Origin of the sequence: Clostridium moutaii (genome assembly GCF_041205085.1) — a bacterium.
Lineage (GTDB): Bacteria > Bacillota > Clostridia > Clostridiales > Clostridiaceae > Clostridium_B > Clostridium_B moutaii.
The window spans coordinates 91,554-114,796 of the sequence record NZ_JBGEWD010000003.1 but is presented as its reverse complement, the minus strand read 5'-3'; the positions used below and the strand labels follow the sequence as shown (position 1 = coordinate 114,796).

The window sequence follows — 23,243 nt, the reverse complement described above, 5'->3', positions numbered from 1 at the left end:
CCCTATTTTTTACCTGTATAGGATTCATATATTTTCTTGCCTATTATTCTTGCTAAAAAATTAAATAGCAATACCATAATCACCAGAACTGCAGAAGCCTTGTTGGCTATTTGTGCTGCATCAGGCACCATTCCCTCTGAATTAAGCTTCCATATATATACCGCCAGACTTTCTGCCGGCCTCATCACGCTAAATGCTGACCCTTTATCTATCAGGCTTATATATGAAAATTTTAATTTAGGAGCACTCATGCCTGCTGTATATAAAAGAGCTGCTGCTTCTCCAAATATCCTGCCTGCCGCAAGTATTATACCCGTTAAAATTTGTGGTATTGCCGACGGAAGAACAACTTTTGATATGGTCTGCCACCTTGTTGCACCAAGTCCAAGACTTGCTTCTTTTACGGAAAATGACGCTGCAGTTATGGCGTTTTCACTTACCCTGGTTAAAGCCGGTAAATTCAAAACTGATATTGCAAGAGCTCCGGATAAAAGAGTAAATCCCCATTGGGTTATGTTTACAAATATAAGAAGCCCGAACAATCCAACTACAATAGATGGAAGGGAGGCCATAGTTTCTATGCACAACCTCATTGCATTTAAAAACATACCTTTTTTAGCATATTCGGACAGATATATGCCGGCTCCTATCCCAAAAGGTACACTTATTAAAAGTGCCACCAAAAGCATATAAAAAGAATTGAAAAGCTGAGGTCCTATTCCTCCTCCTGCTTCTCCAAACTTTTCATTTCCAAACAAAAAAGACGGCTTAAAGAAGCCTATTCCTTTAAACAGTATATATCCTATCAAGGCAACCAAAAGAGTTATTACAAAAAATGCTATTCCATAAAAAACTCCAGTCCAAATTTTGTCTTTTATTTTGGCATTCATCATTTAATTTCACTCCTTCTTCCTATAGCCCTTATTATTAAAATAAAGACAAATGAAATTATTAAAAGAAACAATGCCAAAGACCAAAGTGCATCATTCCATGCAGTTCCAGATACAGTGTTTCCCATATCCATGGTTAAAATACTTGTCAACGTAGTCGTAGGACTCAAAAGGTCTTTAGGAAATTTTATTGTATTACCTATTACCATCTGCACTGCAAGAGCTTCTCCAAAGGCCCTTGCAAGCCCCAGCACTACTCCTGTAAGTATTCCATTTTTAGCTGAGGGAATTATTACTTTGGATATGGTTTGCCATCTAGTTGCGCCAAGTCCATAGGATGCTTCCATATAACCTTTGGGAATAGTTTTTACAGCATCCGCCGATATGCTTGCTATAGTTGGCAATATCATAATACTAAGCACCAATATTCCTGCAATTAAGCTAAATCCAATACCGCCAAAACTTCTCTTTAAAAATGGGAGAAGTACGCTGAACCCAACCCATCCATATACAACTGAGGGTATGCCCACGAATAATTCCAGAGAAGGCTGTAATATCCTGGAACCTATTTTAGGGGATATGTAGTGCATAAACACAGCCAGAGCTATACTTACTGGTGCGCTTATTATAACCGCTCCTATAGAAACCAATGTAGAACCTGCAAAAAATATAGCAGCACCAAGTTTAGGATTACTGCTGTCTGGAATCCACCTGGATGTAAACAAAAATTCTGTTACAGGATATCCTCTCTTTACAAAGGTATCTATACCTTTTGAAGTTATAAAAATTATTATGCTCAAGGTAAGAATTATTATTATAACACCGCAGAGTGTTGCAAATCCTCTTCCCATATATTCATTTTTCATTTTCTTCCAGAATAATTTTTTGCCCATATTCACCAACCTCAACATTATATTTTAATGGCCGACTGCTTCTACAGTCAGCCAAAACAAATCTCTAAAGAAATTTTTTTTATTTCATATCACTCATTGGTATATATCCAAGTTTCTTTATTGTATCCGTATTTTCACTGCTGAGTACATAATCTATATAAGCTTTTGCCACACCTTTTGCCTCTCCTTTTGTATACATGTGTTCATAAGACCAGAAGGGATATTTTTTCGCAATTATATTGGAGGAATTAGCTTCCACTCCTTCTATTTTCAGTGCTTTCACATTTGCTTTAACTGCATCTGTCAAATATGAAAGTGCTAAATAACTTATTGATCCATCTGTTGTTTTGATGGCATTTTCTACATTTCCATTTGAATCCTGAGTTGTGCCAAGGCCTTCTTTTTCATCCTTGCCACCCATTACCGTATCTTTAAATGTAGCTCTTGTTCCAGATGACTTGGTTCTGTTTATTATATTTATTTTCATATCATCTCCCCCTACATCTTTCCAGTTTGTGATCTGACCGGTAAATATTTTCTGTATCTGATCTTTTGTTAAATTATCAATTTTTACATCAGGGTTTACCACTACTGCAAATCCTATAGCACAAACTTTGTGGTCAACAAGCTGTTTTGCCTTGCTTGCATCCAATTTTGATTCTGCCGTTACATCAGAATTTCCTATGTCTGCAGTTCCCTGAAGTGCTAGATTCAATCCCGTGCCGCTTCCTCCGCCTTGTACATTAACTGTGGCCTTGGTATTTTTTTGTGAAAATGTCTTTCCAATTTGTTCTGCCAAGGGTTGAAGTGCTGTGGATCCTGCAAGTGTTATAGAACCTGATATATCCTTACTGCTATCATTTGTAGTGTTTCCTTCACTGGTATTACCCTTACTTCCACCACAACCTGCAAGAACTCCTGTTGCCAAAACAACAGCTATGGTTACTATAAGGCCTCTAAAACCTTTTTTTCTCATAACGCTATAGACCTCCTCAAAATTTAATATGTAATATTTCTTGTTGATTACTACATTATTTATAATATCCCACCAAAGTTAATGTATTATTATATTAATGTTAATTAAAATTAACATACAAAAATAGACAGCTTTAATTTTATTTGAATGCTGTCTATTTTTCGATCATGTATCTAAATTTTTATTTGAATCTATGGGGATTATAACCGTAAACCTACTGCCTTTTCCAACTTCACTTTCAAGTTCTATAGTTCCATCAAATCCCAAAACTATATGTTTTACTATAGCAAGTCCCAATCCAGTTCCTCCTGCACTTCTAGATCTAGCTTTATCCACTCTATAAAATCTTTCGAATAACCTTTCCTGATGTTTTTTTGAAATCCCAACTCCGTTGTCTTCCACAGAGATTAAATAGTTGCCATCACTAAAATCTGTGCTAACCTTAACTATTCCTCCATTATCAGTATATTTTATTGCATTATCTATTAAATTTATAACCATCTGCTTAAACCTATCCTCATCCCCCCATATGTTTGGTACTTCACATAGTGTTTTTTGAATTTCTATATGTTTTTTTTCTGCAGAAGCCTTCATCATACAGCATATATCTTCTATTATGCGATTTGCTTCTATTATTACAGATTCATCCATTTCGTTGTTTTCTATATGTGACAGTGTCAAAATATCATTTATCAATCTGGTGAGTCTATCCGCCTCATCATCTATTATATTTAAAAATTTATTCTTATCTTCTTTATCTTCCACGTATTTCAATGTTTCCGCAAATCCTTTTATGGAAGTAAGAGGTGTTTTCAGCTCATGAGAAACATTGGCTACAAATTGGGATCTCATATTCTCTAATTTTTTTATATCGGTTATATCCTGTACTACTGCTACTTTCCCTATTCTTTTACTTCCATTAATAATGTAGGCTCTTTTTATCCTTAAACTTTTTTCTCTAGGCCAGAGTATTTTAATTTCCCTGTAATTGTCCTCTTCACTTTTAAATATGTCCTCCAATTCAAAATCCCTTATTTCATCCATTAGTTCTTCTCCTATTATGTCTTTGTGGATTCCAAATATCCTCTTTGCATAGGGATTCATCATTATTATCCTGTACTCCATATCCACAGCTATTACGCCGCTGTCCATACTCTTAAGTATGGCCTCCAGCTTATTATGCTTATCCACTGAATCCTCTAGTGTAATCTGGAGTTTATCAGCCATATTGTTGAAAGTTTTAGCAAGCTGTCCTATCTCATCATTGGATTTAATTCTCACCCTGTTGTCAAAATTTCCACTAGCTATACTGGAAGTAGTGTGCTGAAGTTTTTCAATAGGTCTGACTATTGATTTTGAAAGTTTTTCAGCAAATAGCAGCGAAACCAATACGGAAAAAATCATTATAATTATATAATATTTAAGATAATTACCCTCAAACCCTTTAATTGCCTGCATCGTAAGTGCACTTCGTATTACGTATCCATCTCCAAATACGGTGGCAAAATACAGTGTTTTCTTATTTGTAGTATCACTGAGTCTAATATCATAACCTGTTCCATTTCTTCTGGCTTCCTGTATTTCTTTTCTTGAATTGTGATTACCCATATTTTCCTCTGAAGCTACTGAATCACTAATCACTTTTCCACTTTTATCTATAAGAGTTTCTCTTATAATTGTATTTTTAAATTTTTTTGTAGAAAAACTGCTTTTATTCTCTGATGGTTCATGTTTTATTACATCTATTATAATTTGATTATTTAATTTTAAAGTTTGTTCCATATTTTCAATATACTCACGATTTTCAATAACTATAAACAATAAGGTGGTTATAAGCATACTAAATATAAGGGTGCACAACATGGAGAACATTAATTTTTTCTTCATTTTATCACCATCACCACTTATTCCTCTGAATTGAATCTATAACCAATTCCACGAATGGTTTCTATATATTTAGGCTTGCCATCCAAGTCCTCTATTTTCTGTCTCAGATGTCTTATATGCACATCTATAGTTCTAGTTTCTCCAACATATTCATATCCCCATACCTTATCCAGCAAAAAATCCCTGGTCATAACTCTCCCCTTGTTTTCTATGAGTATTTTTAAAAGTTCAAATTCCTTCAGCGTTAACTCCACTTTATCCCTATTCTTGATAACTTCATGCTTTTCAAAATCTATACTTATATTTCCAAACCTATAGTTTTTATCTACGGTCTTTATGTCAGTTCGCCTGAGAACGGCTTTAACTCTAGCTATGAGCTCTCTTATAGAAAAGGGTTTTGTTATATAATCATCTGCTCCCAGTTCAAGACCCAATACTCTGTCAAACTCCTCTCCTCTGGCAGTTATCATTATTATAGGTGTGGAAGATATGGCACCACTGTCCCTTCTTATTTCTTTACAAACCTCATAACCATCTAACTCCGGAAGCATAACATCCAGCAAAATGAGATCAGGTTTTTCTTCTTTTGCAATCTTTAGTCCATTTAATCCATCACCTGCCACAATAGCCTTATATCCATTCTTTTTAAGATTAAATCCAATGAGTTCACAAATATGTTCTTCATCATCTACTATCAATATTTTTTTCTGTGACATAATATTACACCTCCATGATACAGTTAATGATTAATAATCAACTGCATTGTACAACTGTTAGGCTTATTCAGCAAGTGGATTCAAATAAATAAATGAAAACATTCTTCCCGTATTTTTATCTCTTCTGTAAGAATATAATTGGAATTCACCATCACATACCGTACAAATATCCAGATAATTTATATTTTTTTCTTTAACTCCTTTTTCCTGCAATTGATATAATATGCACTTTTTCAAATCTAAATTTCTACCCTCAGATATATCTTTGCCTCTGTAAAAAGATGAATTTTTAAATTTATCTATCAATTCTTCTCCCACCTCGTAACAACAACTGTGAATATGAGGTCCTACACATACCTGCAAATTCTCCGGTTTACTTTTAAAATCTCTTTGAAGCTTTTCAATTGCTTTAGAAACAATGCATGCTAGTGTTCCCTTCCATCCACTGTGAACTGCAGCTATTACTTTTTCTTTTTTATCATATATAAGTACTGGAACACAATCCGCATTAAAAACTCCGACAGCTGTATATGGCTTATTTGTAATTATACCATCTCCATCCTCCATCTCATTATTGTAATCAATAACTTTACATCCATGAACCTGATTCAAATACCCTACATTCTTTAATTCAAACCAGTTTTTTAGGTTTTCAATATTTCTTTTTCCTGAATTTTCTGCTTTATTAAAATTCAAATTATTTTTAGCTGTCGAAAATACTGCTTTTGCTCCTTGAAAATCTACACTTATAAATTCATATGGTCCAATTGCAAATTTTTTCATATTATCCTCCAAATTAATTTTATTCGAAGGCTGCCATTGCTAACATCCCCAACTTCGTAAAGTGGGGGATAAGCACTGCTGCCTCTGGATACGTTCTTCCCCTAAAGGATAACGTATTCTAAGTGCTAAAGACACTAAGAATACTGTTAATAAGGTTCAGGTACAAAATCATTCCCTATGAGTAAAATCCACCTGAATCTAAGAATTACTTTATGTAAAAATACTTTAAATATATTTTAACATCATTTAATGATAACTGGAAATATATTTAAAAACTTAACCTTTTCAACTTAAATTTAACATAAATAAAATGATATGCATGTGCATACCATTTTATTTATTGGAAATAAGATTTTTTATCTCTTCCATAAAAGTATTTATATCTTTGAATTGTCTGTAAACAGATGCGAATCTTACATAAGATACTTCATCCACCTTTTTTAAGCTCTCCATAATCATTTCTCCTATTTCAGAAGAACTTATCTCCGTAAGCATTTTATTATTTATTTTTTTCTCCACTTCATCTGCTATGCTCTCAATTTGTTTTCTTGAAACAGGTCGCTTTTGACATGCCTTTATAAGTCCGTTCAATATTTTATTTCTATCAAAATACTCTCTATTCATATCTTTCTTTATGACTAACAATGGTACATTTTCAATTTTTTCATAAGTAGTATATCTTTTATTACAGTTTAAACACTCTCTTCGTCTCCTTATAGCCATATCATCATCTGTAGATCTAGAGTCCACTACCTTACTTTCTCCATATCCACAATAAGGGCATTTCACCTTAATTCACGTCCTTTGTATAATATAATATATAAGTAATTATACACCTTTTTGCTGAAGATTCTACTATTTATTTTAATTATTGCAATTTACACTATGATTTTATTTAGATAATACAGAATTTTTTTAAACTTTATCTGCCAATTTTTCTCCATCTATTAAAATTACATCCACCCCTATTTTTTTTATATTTTCCCAGGGTACTTCTATATCTTCATTTTTGCTAAATAAGGATATTTTAGAAGTCTGAGAAGGCAAAACAACAGATATTATTCTATGTTCGTCACAGTCTATCTTTAAATCCTTTATAAACCCCAATTTTGTACCAGTGTTTACATCTATAATTTCCATATCTTTTAAATTAGTTAAGGAAAATAAATCACCTTCCATATCCATATATGTACACCCCTCCATCCTTTTTTATAAAACACAAAAATTCAATTTAATATATCTTTAGCTCTTATATATAATTCCTCATGTGCCTTAATGCAGTCTTTTCCAGCCTAGATACTTGAGCTTGAGATATTCCTATTTCATCTGCCACCTCCATTTGAGTTCTCCCATCAAAAAATCTCAAATTAAGAATCAATTTTTCCCTATTGTTTAATTTTTTCATAGCTTCCTTTATAGCTATATTTTCAAGCCAATTTTCATCTACATTTTTAGTATCACTTATCTGATCCATTACATAAATGGCATCTCCTCCATCATGATATATGGGTTCAAATAAAGATACCGGATCCTGAATTGCATCTAATGCAAATACCACCTCTTCTCTAGGTATTTGTAATTCCTTAGCTATTTGAGATATAGTTGGTTCCTTGTTATTTTCTCTTATTAATCTATCTCTAACTTGAAGTGCTCTATAGGCAATGTCTCTAAGTGATCTACTTACTCTTATTGAGTTGTTGTCCCTCAAGTATCTTCTTATCTCACCTATAATCATAGGAACCGCATAAGTTGAAAATTTAACATTTTGACTTAAATCAAAGTTGTCAATAGCTTTCATAAGTCCTATACATCCTACTTGAAATAGATCATCTACATTTTCTCCCCTATTGTTAAACCTCTGTATTACACTTAACACCAATCTTAAATTGCCTTTTATAAATTTTTCTCTAGCACTATTGTCTCCTTGCTGCATTTTTATTAAAAGCTCTTTCATTTCCTTTCCTTTTAGAACTGGCAATTTTGATGTATTTACGCCACAAATCTCAACCTTATTAATTATCATGTAATCAGCCCCTTTAGAATATATAGCATTTTAAGTATTTACTAAGAGGCCAGATTTTATACTAAAGACAACCTTATAACATTTTATTTATTTCTTTTTTTAGTCTTTTTATTATTCTCTTTTCAAGTCTGGAAATATAGGACTGTGATATACCAAGTAAATCTGCAACTTCCCTTTGTGTTCTTTCTTTTTTGCCGTTCAATCCAAATCTCAAATTTACTATTTCCTTTTCCCTGTCACTTAATTTTTTCATGGCAATAACTAAAAGTTGTTTATCTACCTCATCTTCTATAAAATTATATACCACATCATTATCAGTGCCTAAAATATCAGAAAGCAGTAACTCATTACCATCCCAGTCCACGTTTAAAGGTTCATAAAAAGAAATTTCCGCCTTTACCTTGCTGTTTCTTCTCAAATACATAAGTATTTCATTTTCTATACATCGGGATGCATAAGTAGCTAATTTTATTTTTTTTTCAGGATTAAAGGTATTTACTGCTTTTATAAGTCCTATAGCTCCCACTGACACCAGATCTTCCACATTTACCCCTGTGTTTTCAAACTTTCTGGCTATGTAAACTACTAATCGCAGATTTCTTTCTATAAGCGTAGACCTTACCTTTTCATCTCCTGAAACCAATTTTGAAACCAATTCTTCTTCTTCCTTTTTACTTAGAGGCGGTGGCAGTACATCATTACCACCTATATAATATATATCTCTTATTACAAATTTAAATTTTACCAGTATCCTGTTCAATAACATTTTTAACTTAAGCATAATTATCCTCCACTATCAATTGTTTTTTACTATTTATATAATTGTGAACATTACATTACTCCTCTGGACAAAAGAGCATGATAATCACCAAGTTTACTTAATTTTTCTTGACAAATGGCAATTATAACTTCCCTGTATTTAACTTCCTTTCCCAGATCTATTTTTATTACATCGGGTTTAAAACCTTGAAGTTTTCCACACTCACCATTTATAACCCTATAAGGTATATAGAATTCACATACCCCTTCTAAATTTATATTTTCAAGTACAGATTTTTCAACTATTATTACTGGTAAATTAGTTACTGGTTCCCTAAGCTCATTTCCAGTATCCAGGAAAGCCTTAACGGTTTCGCATTTATTTTTGAATACAATATCCACATTGTAAACTAGTGTATACAAGCTATTCCTATCTTTGGCATAAACCACTAATCTGTCAATAGTTATATACAATATCATAAGTGAAATAAAAAGCCATTGATATGGAAAATTGATTATAATAGGGCCATCCACGTAAGAATATATGCTATATTGAATAAATATACATAATCCCGCCAGCAGCATTGAATAGAGAATAAATACCGATAATATTTTCAGATTAACCATAAAACCTCTATTGCCAAAAGAAACATAAACCAATACAATTGAAACTATGATTTTGAAATAAAAGGCGGAAAACAAGCTTAAACTTGGGCAAACTAACGTAATTGTATAAATACTCCCTATGGCTGCTGCTAAAAACATAAATCCAAATCTCATTTTTAATTTGAGAGTTCTGCCAGTAATATATAACAAGAAAAAATCAACTGTTAAATTTATTAAGATTAGCAAGTCTATATATACAACCAAATATGCAATCACCTCCACCCTTATTTCCTGTTATTTGCTTTTATTATATACCTATGCATTTCAAAATTTTGTCATTTTTTAATTTCTGCCAATATTTTTATCTTCTATAATATGTCACAAAATTTCCTTTTATTCCTATTATGATTTTCACCACTTGAAATTTTCAGCTAAATAAAAAAATTCACAGCTGACATTGATTGCCAGCTGTGAATTTCTCACTTTTTCTGCCTTCTTAAGAAAGCAGGTATTTCCAGATTATTCTCATTAAATTTTTCATATTCTACAGAAGCAGCTGCTTCATTTCTACTATCTCTTATACCCATAGGTTTAGAGACATTTGCATCTGTTTTCGAAGATGTCTCTCTTTTGACCTCTCCTTTATCTGATTCAAAACCCGTTGCTATTACAGTAATCCTTATTTCATCCTTTATATCCTCATCTATGACAGCTCCAAAAATTATGTTTGCATCAGGATCTGCCGCTTCTTGAACTATTTCAGCAGCTTCATTTATTTCCAATAACCCAAGATCCTGCCCGCCGGTTATATTTAAAAGCACCCCTGTAGCACCAACTATTGAAGTTTCGAGCAGAGGACTTGATATTGCCTGTTTTGCCGCATCTTGAGCCCTGTTATCACCATTTCCCTTGCCTACACCCATGTGTGCAAGACCTTTATCTATCATAATTGTTCTTACGTCTGCAAAGTCCAGATTTACAAGTCCAGGTATAGTAATTAGATCTGATATACCTTGTACACCTTGTCTTAAAACATCATCGGCAAATTTAAAAGATTCCATTAAAGTGGTTTTTTTATCCACTACGGAAAGAAGTCTTTCATTTGGAATGGTAACCAATGTATCTACTTTTTCCTTCAAATTTTTTATTCCCATTTCTGCATGCAGCATTCTCTTTCTGCCTTCAAAGGGGAAAGGTTTGGTAACTACACCTACAGTAAGTATTCCCATAGATTTAGCCAGCTCTGCAATTATAGGTGCTGCTCCGGTACCAGTTCCTCCACCCATGCCAGCTGTAATAAATACCATATCTGCTCCCTTTATAGCCTGAGATATTTCATCTTTATTTTCTTCTGCAGCCTTCTGTCCTATCTCTGGATTAGCCCCTGCCCCAAGACCCTTGGTAAGTTTATCTCCTATCTGTATTTTTTGTGATGCCTGTGAAAGCATCAGTGCCTGTTTATCTGTATTTATAGCTATAAATTCAACATTTTTTAATCCTTCTTTTATCATTCTATTTACAGCATTGTTTCCTCCGCCACCACATCCTATTACTTTTATCTGAGCAAACTGTTGAACATCAACATCGAAATCTAACATAATACCTCTACCTCCTTTATTAAAAAAAATCCGTAAAAAAATCTTTTATTTTTGATATAAATCTATTGCTCTTATCTTCCTTTTTCGTTTCTTCTTCATCTTCAATTATTTTTTTATAGTCAGGTAAATTATCATTTTTAGTTGGATTCATATCCATGGTATTTTTAAGTTTCATAGAATTGGAAACATCCCTTACTACTCCAACTGCTGTAGCATACAATGGACTTGCCGCTCCTATGTACTTAGGGATTCCAATTCTTACAGGTTTTCCCAGAATACTTTTGCCAATCTCCACTACACCATTTATCGGTGCCATACCACCACCCACCATAACTACTCCGGAAAGCTTGTCAAAATACTCAGATAATCTTATTTCTTTATTTATTAATAAAAATAACTCCTCAACCCTAGCTTCTATAACTTGATTTAAGATATTGTAATCAACCTTTACCTTATTATTATAATTAGCATTTATCTCTATTTTAAAATTATCCTTAAGTGAATCTGAGCCAACACTTCCATACTTTATCTTAAGCTTTTCTGCTTCTGAAACAGGAATTTTGAGGCACACCGCAATATCATTGGTTATAATATTTCCACCTAAAGGTAAAGTGCTTACACTTCTTAAATCTCCACCTTCATAAACATAAATGTTTATGGATTCTGAACCAATATCCATAAGAACTATACCTCTTTGAATTTCTTCTTCTTTCAATACTACACCGGATATAGCTATAGGCTCAAATACTACTCCAAGTACTCTTATTCCAGCCTTATTTACACTTTTAAAAATATTATTTACTACAGTTGATTGGGCAAGTATTATCTGTGCATCTACCTCTAATCTTAACCCGCTCATACCTATAGGATCTTTTATTTTATCATAGCCGTCAATTATGTACTGTTGAGGTATTACCCCTATTATTTCTTTATCGTTGGGAATCGTAATTATTTTAGATGCTTTTAAAACTCTTTTTACATCATTTTTCTTTATCTCACGATCTTCTGAAGATACTGCAACTACCCCCTTATTCCAAATAAGCTCACTTATTCCCCCTGGTAGAGATATATAGGCTTCAGTTATTTTCGTGTCCACCATTCTTTCCAGTGAACTTACACATTCTTTTATAGATTCTGATGTACTATCTATATCTACAACTATTCCTCTTTTTACACCACTACACTTTGAAGAAGTTATGCCCATTATCTGTACTTCAGCATGTTTGTCCATTTTTCCAGCAGCAGCACAAATATTAGAGGAACCTATATCTATACCGACTATATATTCATTCATTAAAATATTTCCCTCCTTTGTATAAAGAGAACCATTAAAAATATATATTCCACAAAAAGTCTAATTTTCCTCTTATATTTTATCACATTTCAATAAAATCTCAAATACAGTTAAATAATATTGATTTATTCTTTCTATAACATAAAATAAAAGGAAAAGACTTACAGTCCTTCCCTTGATAAAATCCATTTATTTTTAATTAGCTTTTTCCAAATCTTTTATCTTTATACTTCGGCTATGAATAGTATGATTCCACTCCTTGTTATTTTTACCTATTATACCTAGAAGTGAAATTGGGAACCAAGTAATAGCATACAATGGATAGAATATGTAATACACAAATGTTCTAAAATCCAATTTTTTCTCCAAAATCAATATAAAAGGAGTATATACAAATTGCAGTATTGAAAGTAATACCACTGCTACCGTAAACAAATTAAAATTTATAGAATATATTATTGTGTTAAAATTAGATATCAAATTGAATGTTTTCATCATATATTGAACTCCACCGCTTATAGCTGAAATTCCTATAAGCACAGTTATTATGGGTTGAATGCTGTAAAGGGCACAATCCATCAATATAAAGTTACAGTTCCTTGCGGATTTTTTAATAAGTTTAAAAAAATATCTGCTGGATACATCTGTAAATCCCTGCATCCATCTTTTCCTCTGATTCCACGATTGTGAAAGGGTAAGTGGCTTTTCATCATATATTATAGCATCATGAGCCCAACCCACCTTATATCCATGTAATACTAGCTTGCAGGTAAATTCCAAATCTTCCGTAAGACATGTAGCACCCCAACCTAGTTTCTTCAAAATGTCCGTATCTATGGAAAAACCCGTTCCCCCCAATTGAGCTGATAGTCCTAAATTGCTCCTGGCCAGCTGAAACATTCTATTATTGGTCCAAAATGCTATTGAATAACTGCCTGTAATCCAAGTATCACCAGGATTTTTGCTGTCTAGATAACCTTGAACAACTTTATATCCCTTGGAAAGTTGCTTATTCATTTCTTTTAAAAAGTTTTTGTGAACAAGATTATCTGCATCAAATATTACAACATCATCATATTTTTTTTTCATATTAAAAATTTTATCAAACATCCACTCAAGTGCATACCCCTTGCCACGTTTTCCTATGCTATTTCTTTCATACACATAAGCTCCCTTTTTTCTTGCTTTCAACGCAGTTTTATCTGTGCAATTATCGGCAATTACAAAAATATCATATAATTTTTTAGGATAATCCAGTCTTTTTAAACTCTCTATAATATCACCAATTACAATCTCTTCATTGTGAGCTGCTATAATCAATGCAAAACTTCTTTTTGGTTTTGTCTCTTTAGTATCCTTTTTTCTAAGTATGCCAAAAAATGATATGCATAAGTAATACATTGATATTATATAAACTGTATAGGTTAAAACACGAGAGACATCATGAATTAATTCTTTGAAAATGCTCACTTTAATCCCCCCTAATTCAAGGCTATTTTAGCACAAATAAAATTTAATTACTATAGCAATTTAAAATAATACACAAAAAGGGATAGAACTCAACACTCTATCCCTTTACATTTAATTCTATAGAGAAATTATTCTAGCAAGCATATTGTTGTCAATAGCATAGGCCATGGCAGACTCATAGGATATGAGCCCATTTTTATAAAGCTCCGCCAGTGACATATCCATAGTCTTCATTCCATATTTTGCTCCAGTTTGCATTGAAGATTCTATCTGGTGGGTTTTCCCCTCTCTTATCATATTTTTAATAGCTGTAGTTGCAATCATAATTTCAATTGCCGGTATTCTGCCTTTACCATCCAACTTAGGTATGAGCTGTTGGCATATTACGCCCTTTAGTACCGCTGCCAACTGTATTTTTACCTGCTGCTGTTGATAAGGTGGAAATACATCTACAATCCTATCTATGGTCTTAGCAGTACCTATGGTATGTAAAGTTGAAAATACTAAGTGTCCTGTTTCAGCTGCAGTAAGGGTAATAGCTATGGTTTCAAGATCCCTCATTTCTCCCACCAAAATCACATCTGGATCTTCCCTAAGCACCGATTTTAATGCATTGGCATAGCTTAAAGAGTCCTTGCCTATTTCCCTTTGATTTATTATGGATTTATTATGTTTATGTAAATATTCTATTGGATCTTCAAGAGTTATTATATTTGCAGCTCTAGTAAAATTGATCTCATTTATCATAGCTGCCAAGGTAGTGCTTTTTCCTGAGCCTGTAGCTCCTGTTACTAAAATTAATCCCCTTTTACAATCTAAAAGTTTTTTTACTCCATCTGGAAGCTTGAGGTCATTTAAAGTAGGTATTTTTAAGCCTATAACCCTTATTGCAACAGCACAACTCCCCCTTTGTTTAAATAGGTTTACTCTAAATCTTCCAAGTCCCGATATGGAAAAAGATCTATCGACCTCTCCAATCTTATTGTATCTTTCATAATCTTCTTCTAATATTTCCCTGGCAAATTTTTCAGTATCTGCCGGTTGAAGTTTTTCTTTTCCCAATCTCTTAAGTTCACCATTTACTCTTATGACTGGAGGTGTCCCAACTGTTAGATGTAAATCCGATGCATTTTCTTTAATAGTTTCTTTTAATAGATCTTGCAGTACTACCATTTTAAGATCCCCTTTCTCAGGCATTTATTCCCAAATAAATCCTACTTTTAAATAAGGTTTATCATTTCAATTTGAATCAGGAATAAAATTTTCTATGTAAAGCTCTCCTTATCTATATTCGTCATCTATCTTTTATCTTTTATATATATTTCTATTTTAATGAAAATTATTTAATAAATTCAGAACTTCCATTATAGAATTAAAAATTATGCAATTGAAAAATATTATAAATTCCATGTACATACCAATTATAAATTTACTAGAACATTTTATAAATCAAAATACAATGACATATACCATGGAATTTATTAAAAGTTTTATCTTTATATTTGCTGCTAAAATTATTTTGTCCAATAATTTAATTCTTTGTATAGCTTCTTCAAGGCCTTTTTCTCAATTCTTGATACATAGGATCTGGATATTCCAAGTATTTTTGCTATTTCCCTTTGAGTCCTGGGCTTTCCCTCTAAAAGCCCATATCTCATTTCTACAACACTCTTTTCCCTCTGGGATAAACATGTATTTATTTTAGAATACAATTTTTTCACCTGTATTTTTTGTTCTACGATTTCAATTATAGAATCCTCATCGCTGCTCAGAACATCCATTAAAGATATTTCATTTCCCTCTTTATCCACGCCTATTGGATCTTGCAGATACACTTCATTTCTGATTTTTTTATTATTTCTTATAAGCATTAGTATTTCATTTTCTATACATTTTGCCGCATATGTTGCCAACCTAGTTCCTTTGGAACCGTCAAAAGAGTCTATTGCTTTGATTAGTCCCACAGTTCCAATAGAAATTAAATCATCCACTTCTTTTCCAGGATATGAATACTTTTTTACAATATGTGCTACCAGTCTTAAATTTCTCTCCACTAAAATACTTTTAGCAAGTAAATCCCCTTCTTTTAATTTTCTTAAATAATATGCTTCTTCTTCATCACTTAGAGGTTGCGGAAATGAGTTATTATTTGTGACATAAGCTGTCATAAATACTACATTCCCAATAATATCTAATAAGTAACTTGTTATAAACACGGGCTGCTCCTCCTAATAGTGCTTATTAATATACTATGAGCAGCTTTTTCAAAAAGTGCATATATAAATAAATTTAATTAACTTTTCATAAACAACAGACAATTTTAATTCAAGTATTGTTGTGTATTTAGGACTATATCTTTAAAAATTGGAGCCGCAGTATTTCCGCCGCTTTCACTATCTTTATTTATATCCTTAACAAATACAACCATGGAATAATACTTCCCGTTTGACTTGAAAAATCCCACAAACCATCCATCGGAGTGTTCTTCTGCAGATTTATTTTTACCTGTCAATTCTATTCTCTGGGTGCTTCCAGTTTTTCCTCCTACTTCCATGCCATCTATATAAGCAGATTTTCCCGTACCATTTTTTACTACATTTATCATCTGCTTTTTCATTTCCTGAGCCGTAGATTTTTTTATTACAGAATTACTCGTGGTATCCAATTTCTCTATGGTACTATTTTTATCATCTACATAGGCATCCAATATATATGGTTTTACATATACTCCATTATTTATCACTGTATTTGGTATACTGATAGCTTCTATTGGAGTTATCCTAATATTTTGTCCTATAGCTGCAAGAGATAAGCTTCCATCAGCATAACTTGGGGTTTTCACCTCAAACATCCCTGTCTTCTCACTGTCTAAGTTCAAAGCTGTTTGAAATAATCCCTGTTTTCTTGCATTATCATAAAAATTATTAAATCCCACTTTATTTCCTATTTGGGCAAATGCATCGTTGCAGGATATGGTCAATGCTTCTTCCGGCGTCAAAGTACCATGTGATTCATTTTTTTCCTCATATAGCCCTTTGCATGTAAATTTATCATTTACGCTTATACTCCCTTCATCAAGGCCTGCTTCTTCTACTATAACTTTAAATATGGAGCCTGGGAAAAAGCCATGATTAGTTGCAACCCCCATATTTACATTGGGTTTACTGTCATCTTTTTGTACAAGAGCCTTTATTTTACCCGTATCTGCCTCCATCAAAACTACACCTATTTGACTAAAATTCTTATTTTCACTATTATTTAATATTTCTTTTATCTTGCTTTCTATATTTTTATCCACAGTCAATCTTACATTTACATTATTTCCAGGATAATTTACCTTTTTATCTATTATCTTTCCATCTACATCTCTTTCAAACACAACCTGAGGTTTCTCATTATCCTTTGTCTTTTCATATATCTGCATTTCCAAAGAGTTTTTATTTTTCATTTGATTATTATCAGTTCTCTTGGAATTTGCAAGCAGATTTTCTATACTCCATATTCCAGTCTTGTTTATGGGAGAATATATATATGTATAAACTCCATTTATTCCACTTATATCTTTCAATTTATTATAGGTACTGACATCTACTTCATAATATAATTTTTCACTGCTATTTAATGCTCCAACTTTAGATAAATCATAATCACTGTTATAATTTCTAAGGGTATAAATTAAAGTAAGCATCTTCTCTGAATCCACATTTTCATTGTCTTTTAAAAATACACTGGGTGATATTACCACATAGTATTTTTTATCATAGCTCATAAGCTGTTTTCCACTACAATCATATAAGATATAGTTTGCATCAGTTAAGTCCTCTTTATAAGAATACTGTGAATCTGCCATTACACTTAATTTATTACTTCCAAAATACTGTAATTTTATTATTTTAAAATACAATACGGAAAATATTAAAATAATTATTGAAAATAGAATATATTGTCTTTTTTTTATTGTATTTCTATTTATCTTTAACATAAAAAACACCTCATCTAGACTAATTTCTATCCAAAATAAGGCATTTTATTCAGCGAGTTATAATTTTATTGTCTTTGTTCATATATTTTTAGGTTTTATCAACATATCACCTTTTTTTAACCCTCTATTTACTACAGCAGTAAATATCATTTGGGCGACAGGAGCAGATTCTATGTTTTCTCCCTCTTCATTTTTCATATTGTTCAAATATATGTTAAAGTTATCTCCCTTTGGACTAACTACCTCTACAATATCTCCACTAAACACTTTATTCCTCTGTTCCACAACCACTATGCCTGTTTTATTATCATAACTTTTCACTATGCCAACTATATCATAATCTCTTATATAAGAGGAATTTTCATAAATCTGACTATCAGTATCTCCAAAATAAAATCCTGTAAAATAAGTCCTGTGACTTGCCTTCATCAAATCCTCCAACCATTTCTTTTCAAACACATATGAATCAGGATTTTCAAAATAGGAATCCATTGCCCTTCTATAGGCCTTAACTACAGTAGCCACATAATATGCACTTTTCATTCTTCCTTCTATCTTAAAAGAATTTATACCAGACTCTATTAATTCCGGAATATGCTCTATCATGCAGAGATCCTTGGAGTTTAATATATAATCCCCATCTGCATCTTCAAACACAGGGAAATACTCTCCTGGTCTTTTTTCTTCCATTAAATAATACTTGTATCGACAGGGCTGGGCGCACTGACCCCTATTGGAATCTCTTCCTGTCATATAGTTTGAAAGCATACACCTTCCTGAATAAGACATGCACATTGCTCCATGAACAAAGGCTTCTATTTCACAGTCCTCCGGCAAATGGTGCCTTATCTGTTTTATCTCTTTAAGTGAAAGTTCTCTTGCAAGAACTATTCTCTTTATACCCTGCTTATACCAAAATCTAGCAGACATCCAGTTTACATTATTGCTTTGAGTGCTTAAATGTAATTCCAAATCCGGTACAACTTCCCTTGCAGTCATTATTATCCCTGGATCTGACACAATTATTCCATCCACACCTAATTTATATAATTTTTTCAAATACTCTTCCAAGCCCTCTAAATCATCATTATGTGGAAATACATTTACAGTTACAAATACTTTTTTTTCTCTTTCATGAACATACTTTATCCCTTCTATAAGTTCATAATCTGTAAAATTATCTGCAAATGCCCTTAAATTAAGCCTGCTTCCTCCCAGATAGACTGCATCTGCTCCAAAGTTCACAGCAGTCTTTAACTTCTCCAGGTTGCCTGCAGGTGCCAATAGCTCTGGTTTTTTCATTTCAACTCCTCCTCATAGTAACAGCTATGCCATCTCCCATAGGTATAATTGAAGTTATAAATTTATTATGGTCAGATATGATATTTAAGTATTCTCTCATTCTCTTCACTATAGTTATTTTTCTTTTCTCCACCAGCTCATCTGACGCAACCATTCCCCTAAATAATGTATTATCTGCCACTATTATACCTTCTTCATCTAAAAGTTTTAAACAATAAGGTAAAAAATGATTATAATGTGCCTTTCCTGCATCTATAAATATAAAATCAAATTGTCCCTCTATATTTTTAAGTACCTCCAAACAATCTCCTTCAATAATATCTATGCACTGCTGAAATTCATATTTTTTTATATTTTTTCTGGCAATTTCGACCATATTTCTATCTCTTTCAACAGTAGTTATATGATTTTTTTTATTAGAGCTCAAACTCATTAAAATAGCAGAGTATCCAATGGCAGTTCCCAATTCAAGAACCCTTAATGGTTTTTTTACATTTATCATAAGCTCCAAAAATCCTGCTGTTTCTCTTTGCACTATAGGTATGGAATTTTTAAGTGCATACTCTTCCATCTCTCCTAATATTCCCTGATGATCACACATTAAAGATTCTATATATTCTTTTATATATTCATGCTCAACCCCACTCATTTTTACCTCCAAAAAAGTTATTCCCCCTGGGTAATTTTTTTAACATCTAAAAACTTTTCATTACTATCTGTAAAAAAATGAGTTCCGTCATTTTTAGAAACAAAATAAAGATAATTAGTTTTATCTGGATTTACAGCTGCCGTAATGCATCCTCTTCCTGGATTGGATATAGGGCCTTCAGGAAGGCCATTTACCTTATAGGTATTATAAGGAGAACTTACCTGTAAGTCTTTATAATACACCTTATCCTTGTGTACACCCAATGCATACAATACCGTAGCACAGGATTGAAGCTTCATATTCTTATTTAACCTGTTATAAAATACCGAAGCTGCTTTTCCTCTTTCCTCAGGCTTTTTCACTTCTTTTTCCACTATAGAAGCCATAATTATAACTCTGTCCATATCCTGGCCTTTTAACTGCTTCCCAGTATTTTTCTGTATTTCATCCATAACTTGAGAAAACCTATTTAACATTACCTGAATTATATATTCTCCACTACTTCCCTTTAAAAAATTATATGTATCTGGAAATAGATATCCTTCCAGGGCATACCTTCTCTGTGAATCCTTTTTTATAAAATTCGGAAGTTTATATTCTTTACAACTTTTTATAAAATCCGAGCTAGTTATTACTCCACTTTTTTCTAATGCATTTCCTATTTGTTCTATATCATATCCCTCAGGTATTATGACCTTTACAGGTCTGTCATCCGTAATTCCCTTCTCCAAATACATGGCAAAGTTATCCAAATTTATATTTTTTGAAAAAGAATATGTCCCTGGCTTTACCTCAGTATTGCCAAAATGTTTATTTGCGTACCATTTTAGTATAAGTGGACTTTTTATTAATTTGTCAGCATTTAAATTATCTATAACTTGCCCTAAGCTTTCCCTTTGTTTTACATGAAAACTTACTTCTTTTTCATTGAATTTAAGTGGATATCTTATATTTTGAAAGCAAAAATATAAGATACCACCAATTAATATAATTAAAGCCAAACTGCAGAGTAAAAAAATACTTTTTTTTAAGTCTCTTTTCACCACCAACAACCCTTTCTATTTTCTTCTCATGGCCTTTTTTCTCAAATCTGTATTTAATATTTTTTTTCTCATTCTTATACTCTTGGGAGTAATCTCCACCAATTCATCTGAGGCTATAAATTCCAATGACTTTTCCAGACTCATTTCAGTTACAGGAACTAATTTTAATGAATCATCAGCTCCTGATGATCTTGTATTTGACAGATGTTTTTTCTTACATACATTTACTTCTATATCATCTGCCCTTGAACATTCACCAGCTATCATTCCCTCATATACTTCCACTCCTGGTCCTATAAATAAAATTCCTCTTTCCTGAGCGTTAAAAAGTCCATAAGTTATAGATACTCCTGGTTCAAACACTACAAGTGATCCCCTTGTTCTTCCTGGTATTTCTCCCTTGTATTCTTCATATCCATCCAGTACATGATTCATTATGCCATTACCCTTAGTATCAGTCATAAATTCATTTCTAAATCCAATAAGTCCTCTAGAGGGTATTCTGAATTCCAATCTGGTATATCCATTTACCGCTGAAGTCATATTTACCATTTCAGCTTTTCTCGGTCCCAGTTTTTCCATAACCACGCCCATAAATTCTTCAGGTACATCTATAGTAAGGTATTCAATTGGTTCTAATTTTTTTCCATCTCTTTCTTTAAATATAACTGTTGGCTTGGAAACTTGAAATTCATAGCCTTCTCTTCTCATAGTTTCTATTAAAACCGAAAGATGAAGCTCCCCTCTTCCACTTACTTTAAAGCAATCCGCTGAATCAGTTTCTTCTACTTTAAGTGCTACATTGGTTTCTAATTCCTTTTTTAGTCTATCTCTCAGATGCCTTGAAGTTACAAAATCTCCTTCTTTACCTGCAAATGGTGAATCATTTACCATAAAGTTCATGGTCAATGTAGGTTCATCTATAGCTACAAAAGGAAGAGCTTCTGGTCTTGAAGCATCAGCTATAGTTTCACCTATATTTATATCAGGAATCCCTGAAACTGCTACTATATCACCCAATTTTGCACTATCTACCTCTTCTTTTTTCAAGCCATTATACAAATAAAGGTTGGATACCTTCACGTTTTCTACTTTATTTCCTTTTCTTATGAGTACAACTGGTTCATTTTTCTTTATACTTCCTCTTGTTATTTTGCCGACGCCTATCCTGCCTACATATTCATTGTGATCTATAGTTGTTATGAGAAGCTGCAGTGGCATATCCAAATAACCCTGAGGTGCCGAAACATTTTTTATTATGGTATCAAAAAGAGGTTCCATAGTAGTAGATTTATCTTCCATCTCTTTTTTAGCAAATCCTGCCTTTGCCGAACAGTATACTACACTGAAATCCAACTGTTCATCACTAGCTCCCAATTCTACAAACAGATCAAATACCTCGTCTAAAACCTCAGATGGTCTTGCATCTGGTTTATCTATTTTATTTATTACAACTATTGGTTTTAGTTTTAATTCCAATGCCTTTTTCAAAACAAATTTTGTCTGTGGCATTGGTCCTTCAGCAGCATCTACCACCAATAGAACACTGTCTACCATTTCAAGTACACGCTCTACTTCTCCGCCAAAATCCGCATGACCCGGCGTATCTACAATATTGATTTTAATCCCTTTGTGGGTTACTGAAGTATTCTTTGAAAGTATGGTAATTCCTCTCTCTTTTTCAATTGCATTTGAATCCATAACCCTTTCTTCAACTTTTTCATTTGCCCTAAATATATTGCTCTGTCTTAATAGTGCATCTACTAGTGTGGTTTTGCCGTGATCTACATGGGCGATTATTGCCACATTTCTTATATCATTTCTTGTAAATAAATTCATTCTTACTCCTCCAATTTATACTTAAACCTATCGAATATATTAAAATACACGATAAACACTCAAAAAAATTGGATACCTTTTTTGTATCCAATTTAGAGCTACCACATTCATTTTAATATCATAATATTAAAAAGTCAACTTTATAAAGCATCAGTTAACGGTTTTCACTGTATGCTATCTTTATTTTTATCTTCTCCAAATGAAAAATCTATTCCTATGGCATCATTTAATATCTTCAGTATATCCTGCCACATGATACTAAATTTTTGTTCTGACTGTATATATTCATTTACAGAGGAATTAGCGGAAATTATAGCTCCTATATTTTTGAATTTTTTCATAACCTCATCTGAAATCTTTCCATTTTGAACCTGCTCTGAATATGCTTCCATCTGAATTTTTCTAAAATCACCCAACATTGTTTTATAATCTTCATTTTCTTCTATTTTTTTACTAAGTTTTTGAAGTGTTACAACCTCATCACTTCTCTTAAGTTCTTCTGCAAGTTCCCTTGCTTTATCATATATACTCAT

The 23,243-nt window shown here is 32.5% G+C and carries 22 protein-coding genes; all 22 read right to left on the bottom strand.

The window, feature by feature from the left end; genetic code table 11:
• Nucleotides 1-2 precede the first annotated feature (2 nt).
• The gene (pstA, locus tag AB8U03_RS04890; RefSeq protein WP_369703553.1) at nucleotides 3-890 is read right to left on the bottom strand and encodes a phosphate ABC transporter permease PstA; all 888 of its coding nucleotides are present in this window, start codon (nucleotides 888-890) and stop codon (nucleotides 3-5) included.
• A complete protein-coding gene (pstC, locus tag AB8U03_RS04885; protein ID WP_369703432.1) occupies nucleotides 890-1,783 on the bottom strand; it encodes a phosphate ABC transporter permease subunit PstC in 894 nt (297 codons plus the stop codon). Before pstC ends, pstA begins: the two co-directional genes overlap by 1 nt.
• A gap of 79 nt (nucleotides 1,784-1,862) precedes the next feature.
• Nucleotides 1,863-2,759 (bottom strand): phosphate ABC transporter substrate-binding protein, encoded by an 897-nt coding sequence (locus tag AB8U03_RS04880; protein WP_369703431.1) that lies wholly within the window; start codon nucleotides 2,757-2,759, stop codon nucleotides 1,863-1,865.
• 165 nt (nucleotides 2,760-2,924) lie between these two features.
• A complete protein-coding gene (pnpS, locus tag AB8U03_RS04875) occupies nucleotides 2,925-4,646 on the bottom strand; it encodes a two-component system histidine kinase PnpS (RefSeq protein ID WP_369703430.1) in 1,722 nt (573 codons plus the stop codon).
• 17 nt (nucleotides 4,647-4,663) lie between these two features.
• Nucleotides 4,664-5,362 carry a response regulator transcription factor gene (locus AB8U03_RS04870; protein ID WP_369703429.1) on the bottom strand — a complete coding sequence of 233 codons (699 nt, stop codon included), beginning with the start codon at nucleotides 5,360-5,362 and terminating at the stop codon, nucleotides 4,664-4,666.
• A gap of 63 nt (nucleotides 5,363-5,425) precedes the next feature.
• Nucleotides 5,426-6,145 carry a peptidoglycan editing factor PgeF gene (gene pgeF / locus AB8U03_RS04865; protein ID WP_369703428.1) on the bottom strand — a complete coding sequence of 240 codons (720 nt, stop codon included), beginning with the start codon at nucleotides 6,143-6,145 and terminating at the stop codon, nucleotides 5,426-5,428.
• Between the two features lie 333 nt (nucleotides 6,146-6,478).
• Nucleotides 6,479-6,934 (bottom strand): transcriptional regulator NrdR, encoded by a 456-nt coding sequence (gene nrdR, locus AB8U03_RS04860; RefSeq protein ID WP_369703427.1) that lies wholly within the window; start codon nucleotides 6,932-6,934, stop codon nucleotides 6,479-6,481.
• Between the two features lie 126 nt (nucleotides 6,935-7,060).
• Nucleotides 7,061-7,330 (bottom strand): YlmC/YmxH family sporulation protein, encoded by a 270-nt coding sequence (locus tag AB8U03_RS04855; RefSeq protein ID WP_369703426.1) that lies wholly within the window; start codon nucleotides 7,328-7,330, stop codon nucleotides 7,061-7,063.
• Between the two features lie 64 nt (nucleotides 7,331-7,394).
• A complete protein-coding gene (sigG, locus tag AB8U03_RS04850) occupies nucleotides 7,395-8,168 on the bottom strand; it encodes an RNA polymerase sporulation sigma factor SigG (protein WP_369703425.1) in 774 nt (257 codons plus the stop codon).
• Nucleotides 8,169-8,241: 73 nt separating this feature from the next.
• Entirely contained in the window at nucleotides 8,242-8,949 is a 708-nt protein-coding gene (sigE, locus tag AB8U03_RS04845; RefSeq protein ID WP_369703424.1) for an RNA polymerase sporulation sigma factor SigE, read from the bottom strand.
• A gap of 50 nt (nucleotides 8,950-8,999) precedes the next feature.
• Nucleotides 9,000-9,797: a sigma-E processing peptidase SpoIIGA gene (gene spoIIGA, locus AB8U03_RS04840; protein WP_369703423.1), complete on the bottom strand. Its 798-nt coding sequence runs from the start codon at nucleotides 9,795-9,797 to the stop codon at nucleotides 9,000-9,002.
• Between the two features lie 215 nt (nucleotides 9,798-10,012).
• Nucleotides 10,013-11,131 (bottom strand): cell division protein FtsZ, encoded by a 1,119-nt coding sequence (gene ftsZ / locus AB8U03_RS04835; RefSeq protein WP_369703422.1) that lies wholly within the window; start codon nucleotides 11,129-11,131, stop codon nucleotides 10,013-10,015.
• Nucleotides 11,132-11,150: 19 nt separating this feature from the next.
• Entirely contained in the window at nucleotides 11,151-12,425 is a 1,275-nt protein-coding gene (gene ftsA / locus AB8U03_RS04830) for a cell division protein FtsA (RefSeq protein WP_369703421.1), read from the bottom strand.
• A 195-nt stretch (nucleotides 12,426-12,620) separates the two neighbouring features.
• Nucleotides 12,621-13,895: a glycosyltransferase family 2 protein gene (locus tag AB8U03_RS04825; protein ID WP_369703420.1), complete on the bottom strand. Its 1,275-nt coding sequence runs from the start codon at nucleotides 13,893-13,895 to the stop codon at nucleotides 12,621-12,623.
• A 117-nt stretch (nucleotides 13,896-14,012) separates the two neighbouring features.
• Nucleotides 14,013-15,068: a type IV pilus twitching motility protein PilT gene (locus AB8U03_RS04820; protein ID WP_369703419.1), complete on the bottom strand. Its 1,056-nt coding sequence runs from the start codon at nucleotides 15,066-15,068 to the stop codon at nucleotides 14,013-14,015.
• Nucleotides 15,069-15,409: 341 nt separating this feature from the next.
• Nucleotides 15,410-16,111 (bottom strand): RNA polymerase sporulation sigma factor SigK, encoded by a 702-nt coding sequence (gene sigK, locus AB8U03_RS04815; RefSeq protein ID WP_369703418.1) that lies wholly within the window; start codon nucleotides 16,109-16,111, stop codon nucleotides 15,410-15,412.
• Nucleotides 16,112-16,215: 104 nt separating this feature from the next.
• Nucleotides 16,216-17,877, bottom strand: a complete 1,662-nt coding sequence (locus tag AB8U03_RS04810) for a penicillin-binding transpeptidase domain-containing protein (protein ID WP_369703417.1) — start codon at nucleotides 17,875-17,877, stop codon at nucleotides 16,216-16,218.
• A gap of 78 nt (nucleotides 17,878-17,955) precedes the next feature.
• Nucleotides 17,956-19,179, bottom strand: coding sequence for a peptidase U32 family protein (locus tag AB8U03_RS04805; RefSeq protein ID WP_369703416.1), 1,224 nt, complete (start codon nucleotides 19,177-19,179; stop codon nucleotides 17,956-17,958).
• Nucleotide 19,180: 1 nt separating this feature from the next.
• Nucleotides 19,181-19,828, bottom strand: a complete 648-nt coding sequence (locus AB8U03_RS04800) for an O-methyltransferase (RefSeq protein ID WP_369703415.1) — start codon at nucleotides 19,826-19,828, stop codon at nucleotides 19,181-19,183.
• 17 nt (nucleotides 19,829-19,845) lie between these two features.
• The gene (mltG, locus tag AB8U03_RS04795) at nucleotides 19,846-20,871 is read right to left on the bottom strand and encodes an endolytic transglycosylase MltG (protein WP_369703414.1); all 1,026 of its coding nucleotides are present in this window, start codon (nucleotides 20,869-20,871) and stop codon (nucleotides 19,846-19,848) included.
• Between the two features lie 15 nt (nucleotides 20,872-20,886).
• A complete protein-coding gene (gene typA / locus AB8U03_RS04790; protein WP_369703413.1) occupies nucleotides 20,887-22,710 on the bottom strand; it encodes a translational GTPase TypA in 1,824 nt (607 codons plus the stop codon).
• 164 nt (nucleotides 22,711-22,874) lie between these two features.
• Nucleotides 22,875-23,243: a YlbF family regulator gene (locus tag AB8U03_RS04785; protein WP_369703412.1), complete on the bottom strand. Its 369-nt coding sequence runs from the start codon at nucleotides 23,241-23,243 to the stop codon at nucleotides 22,875-22,877.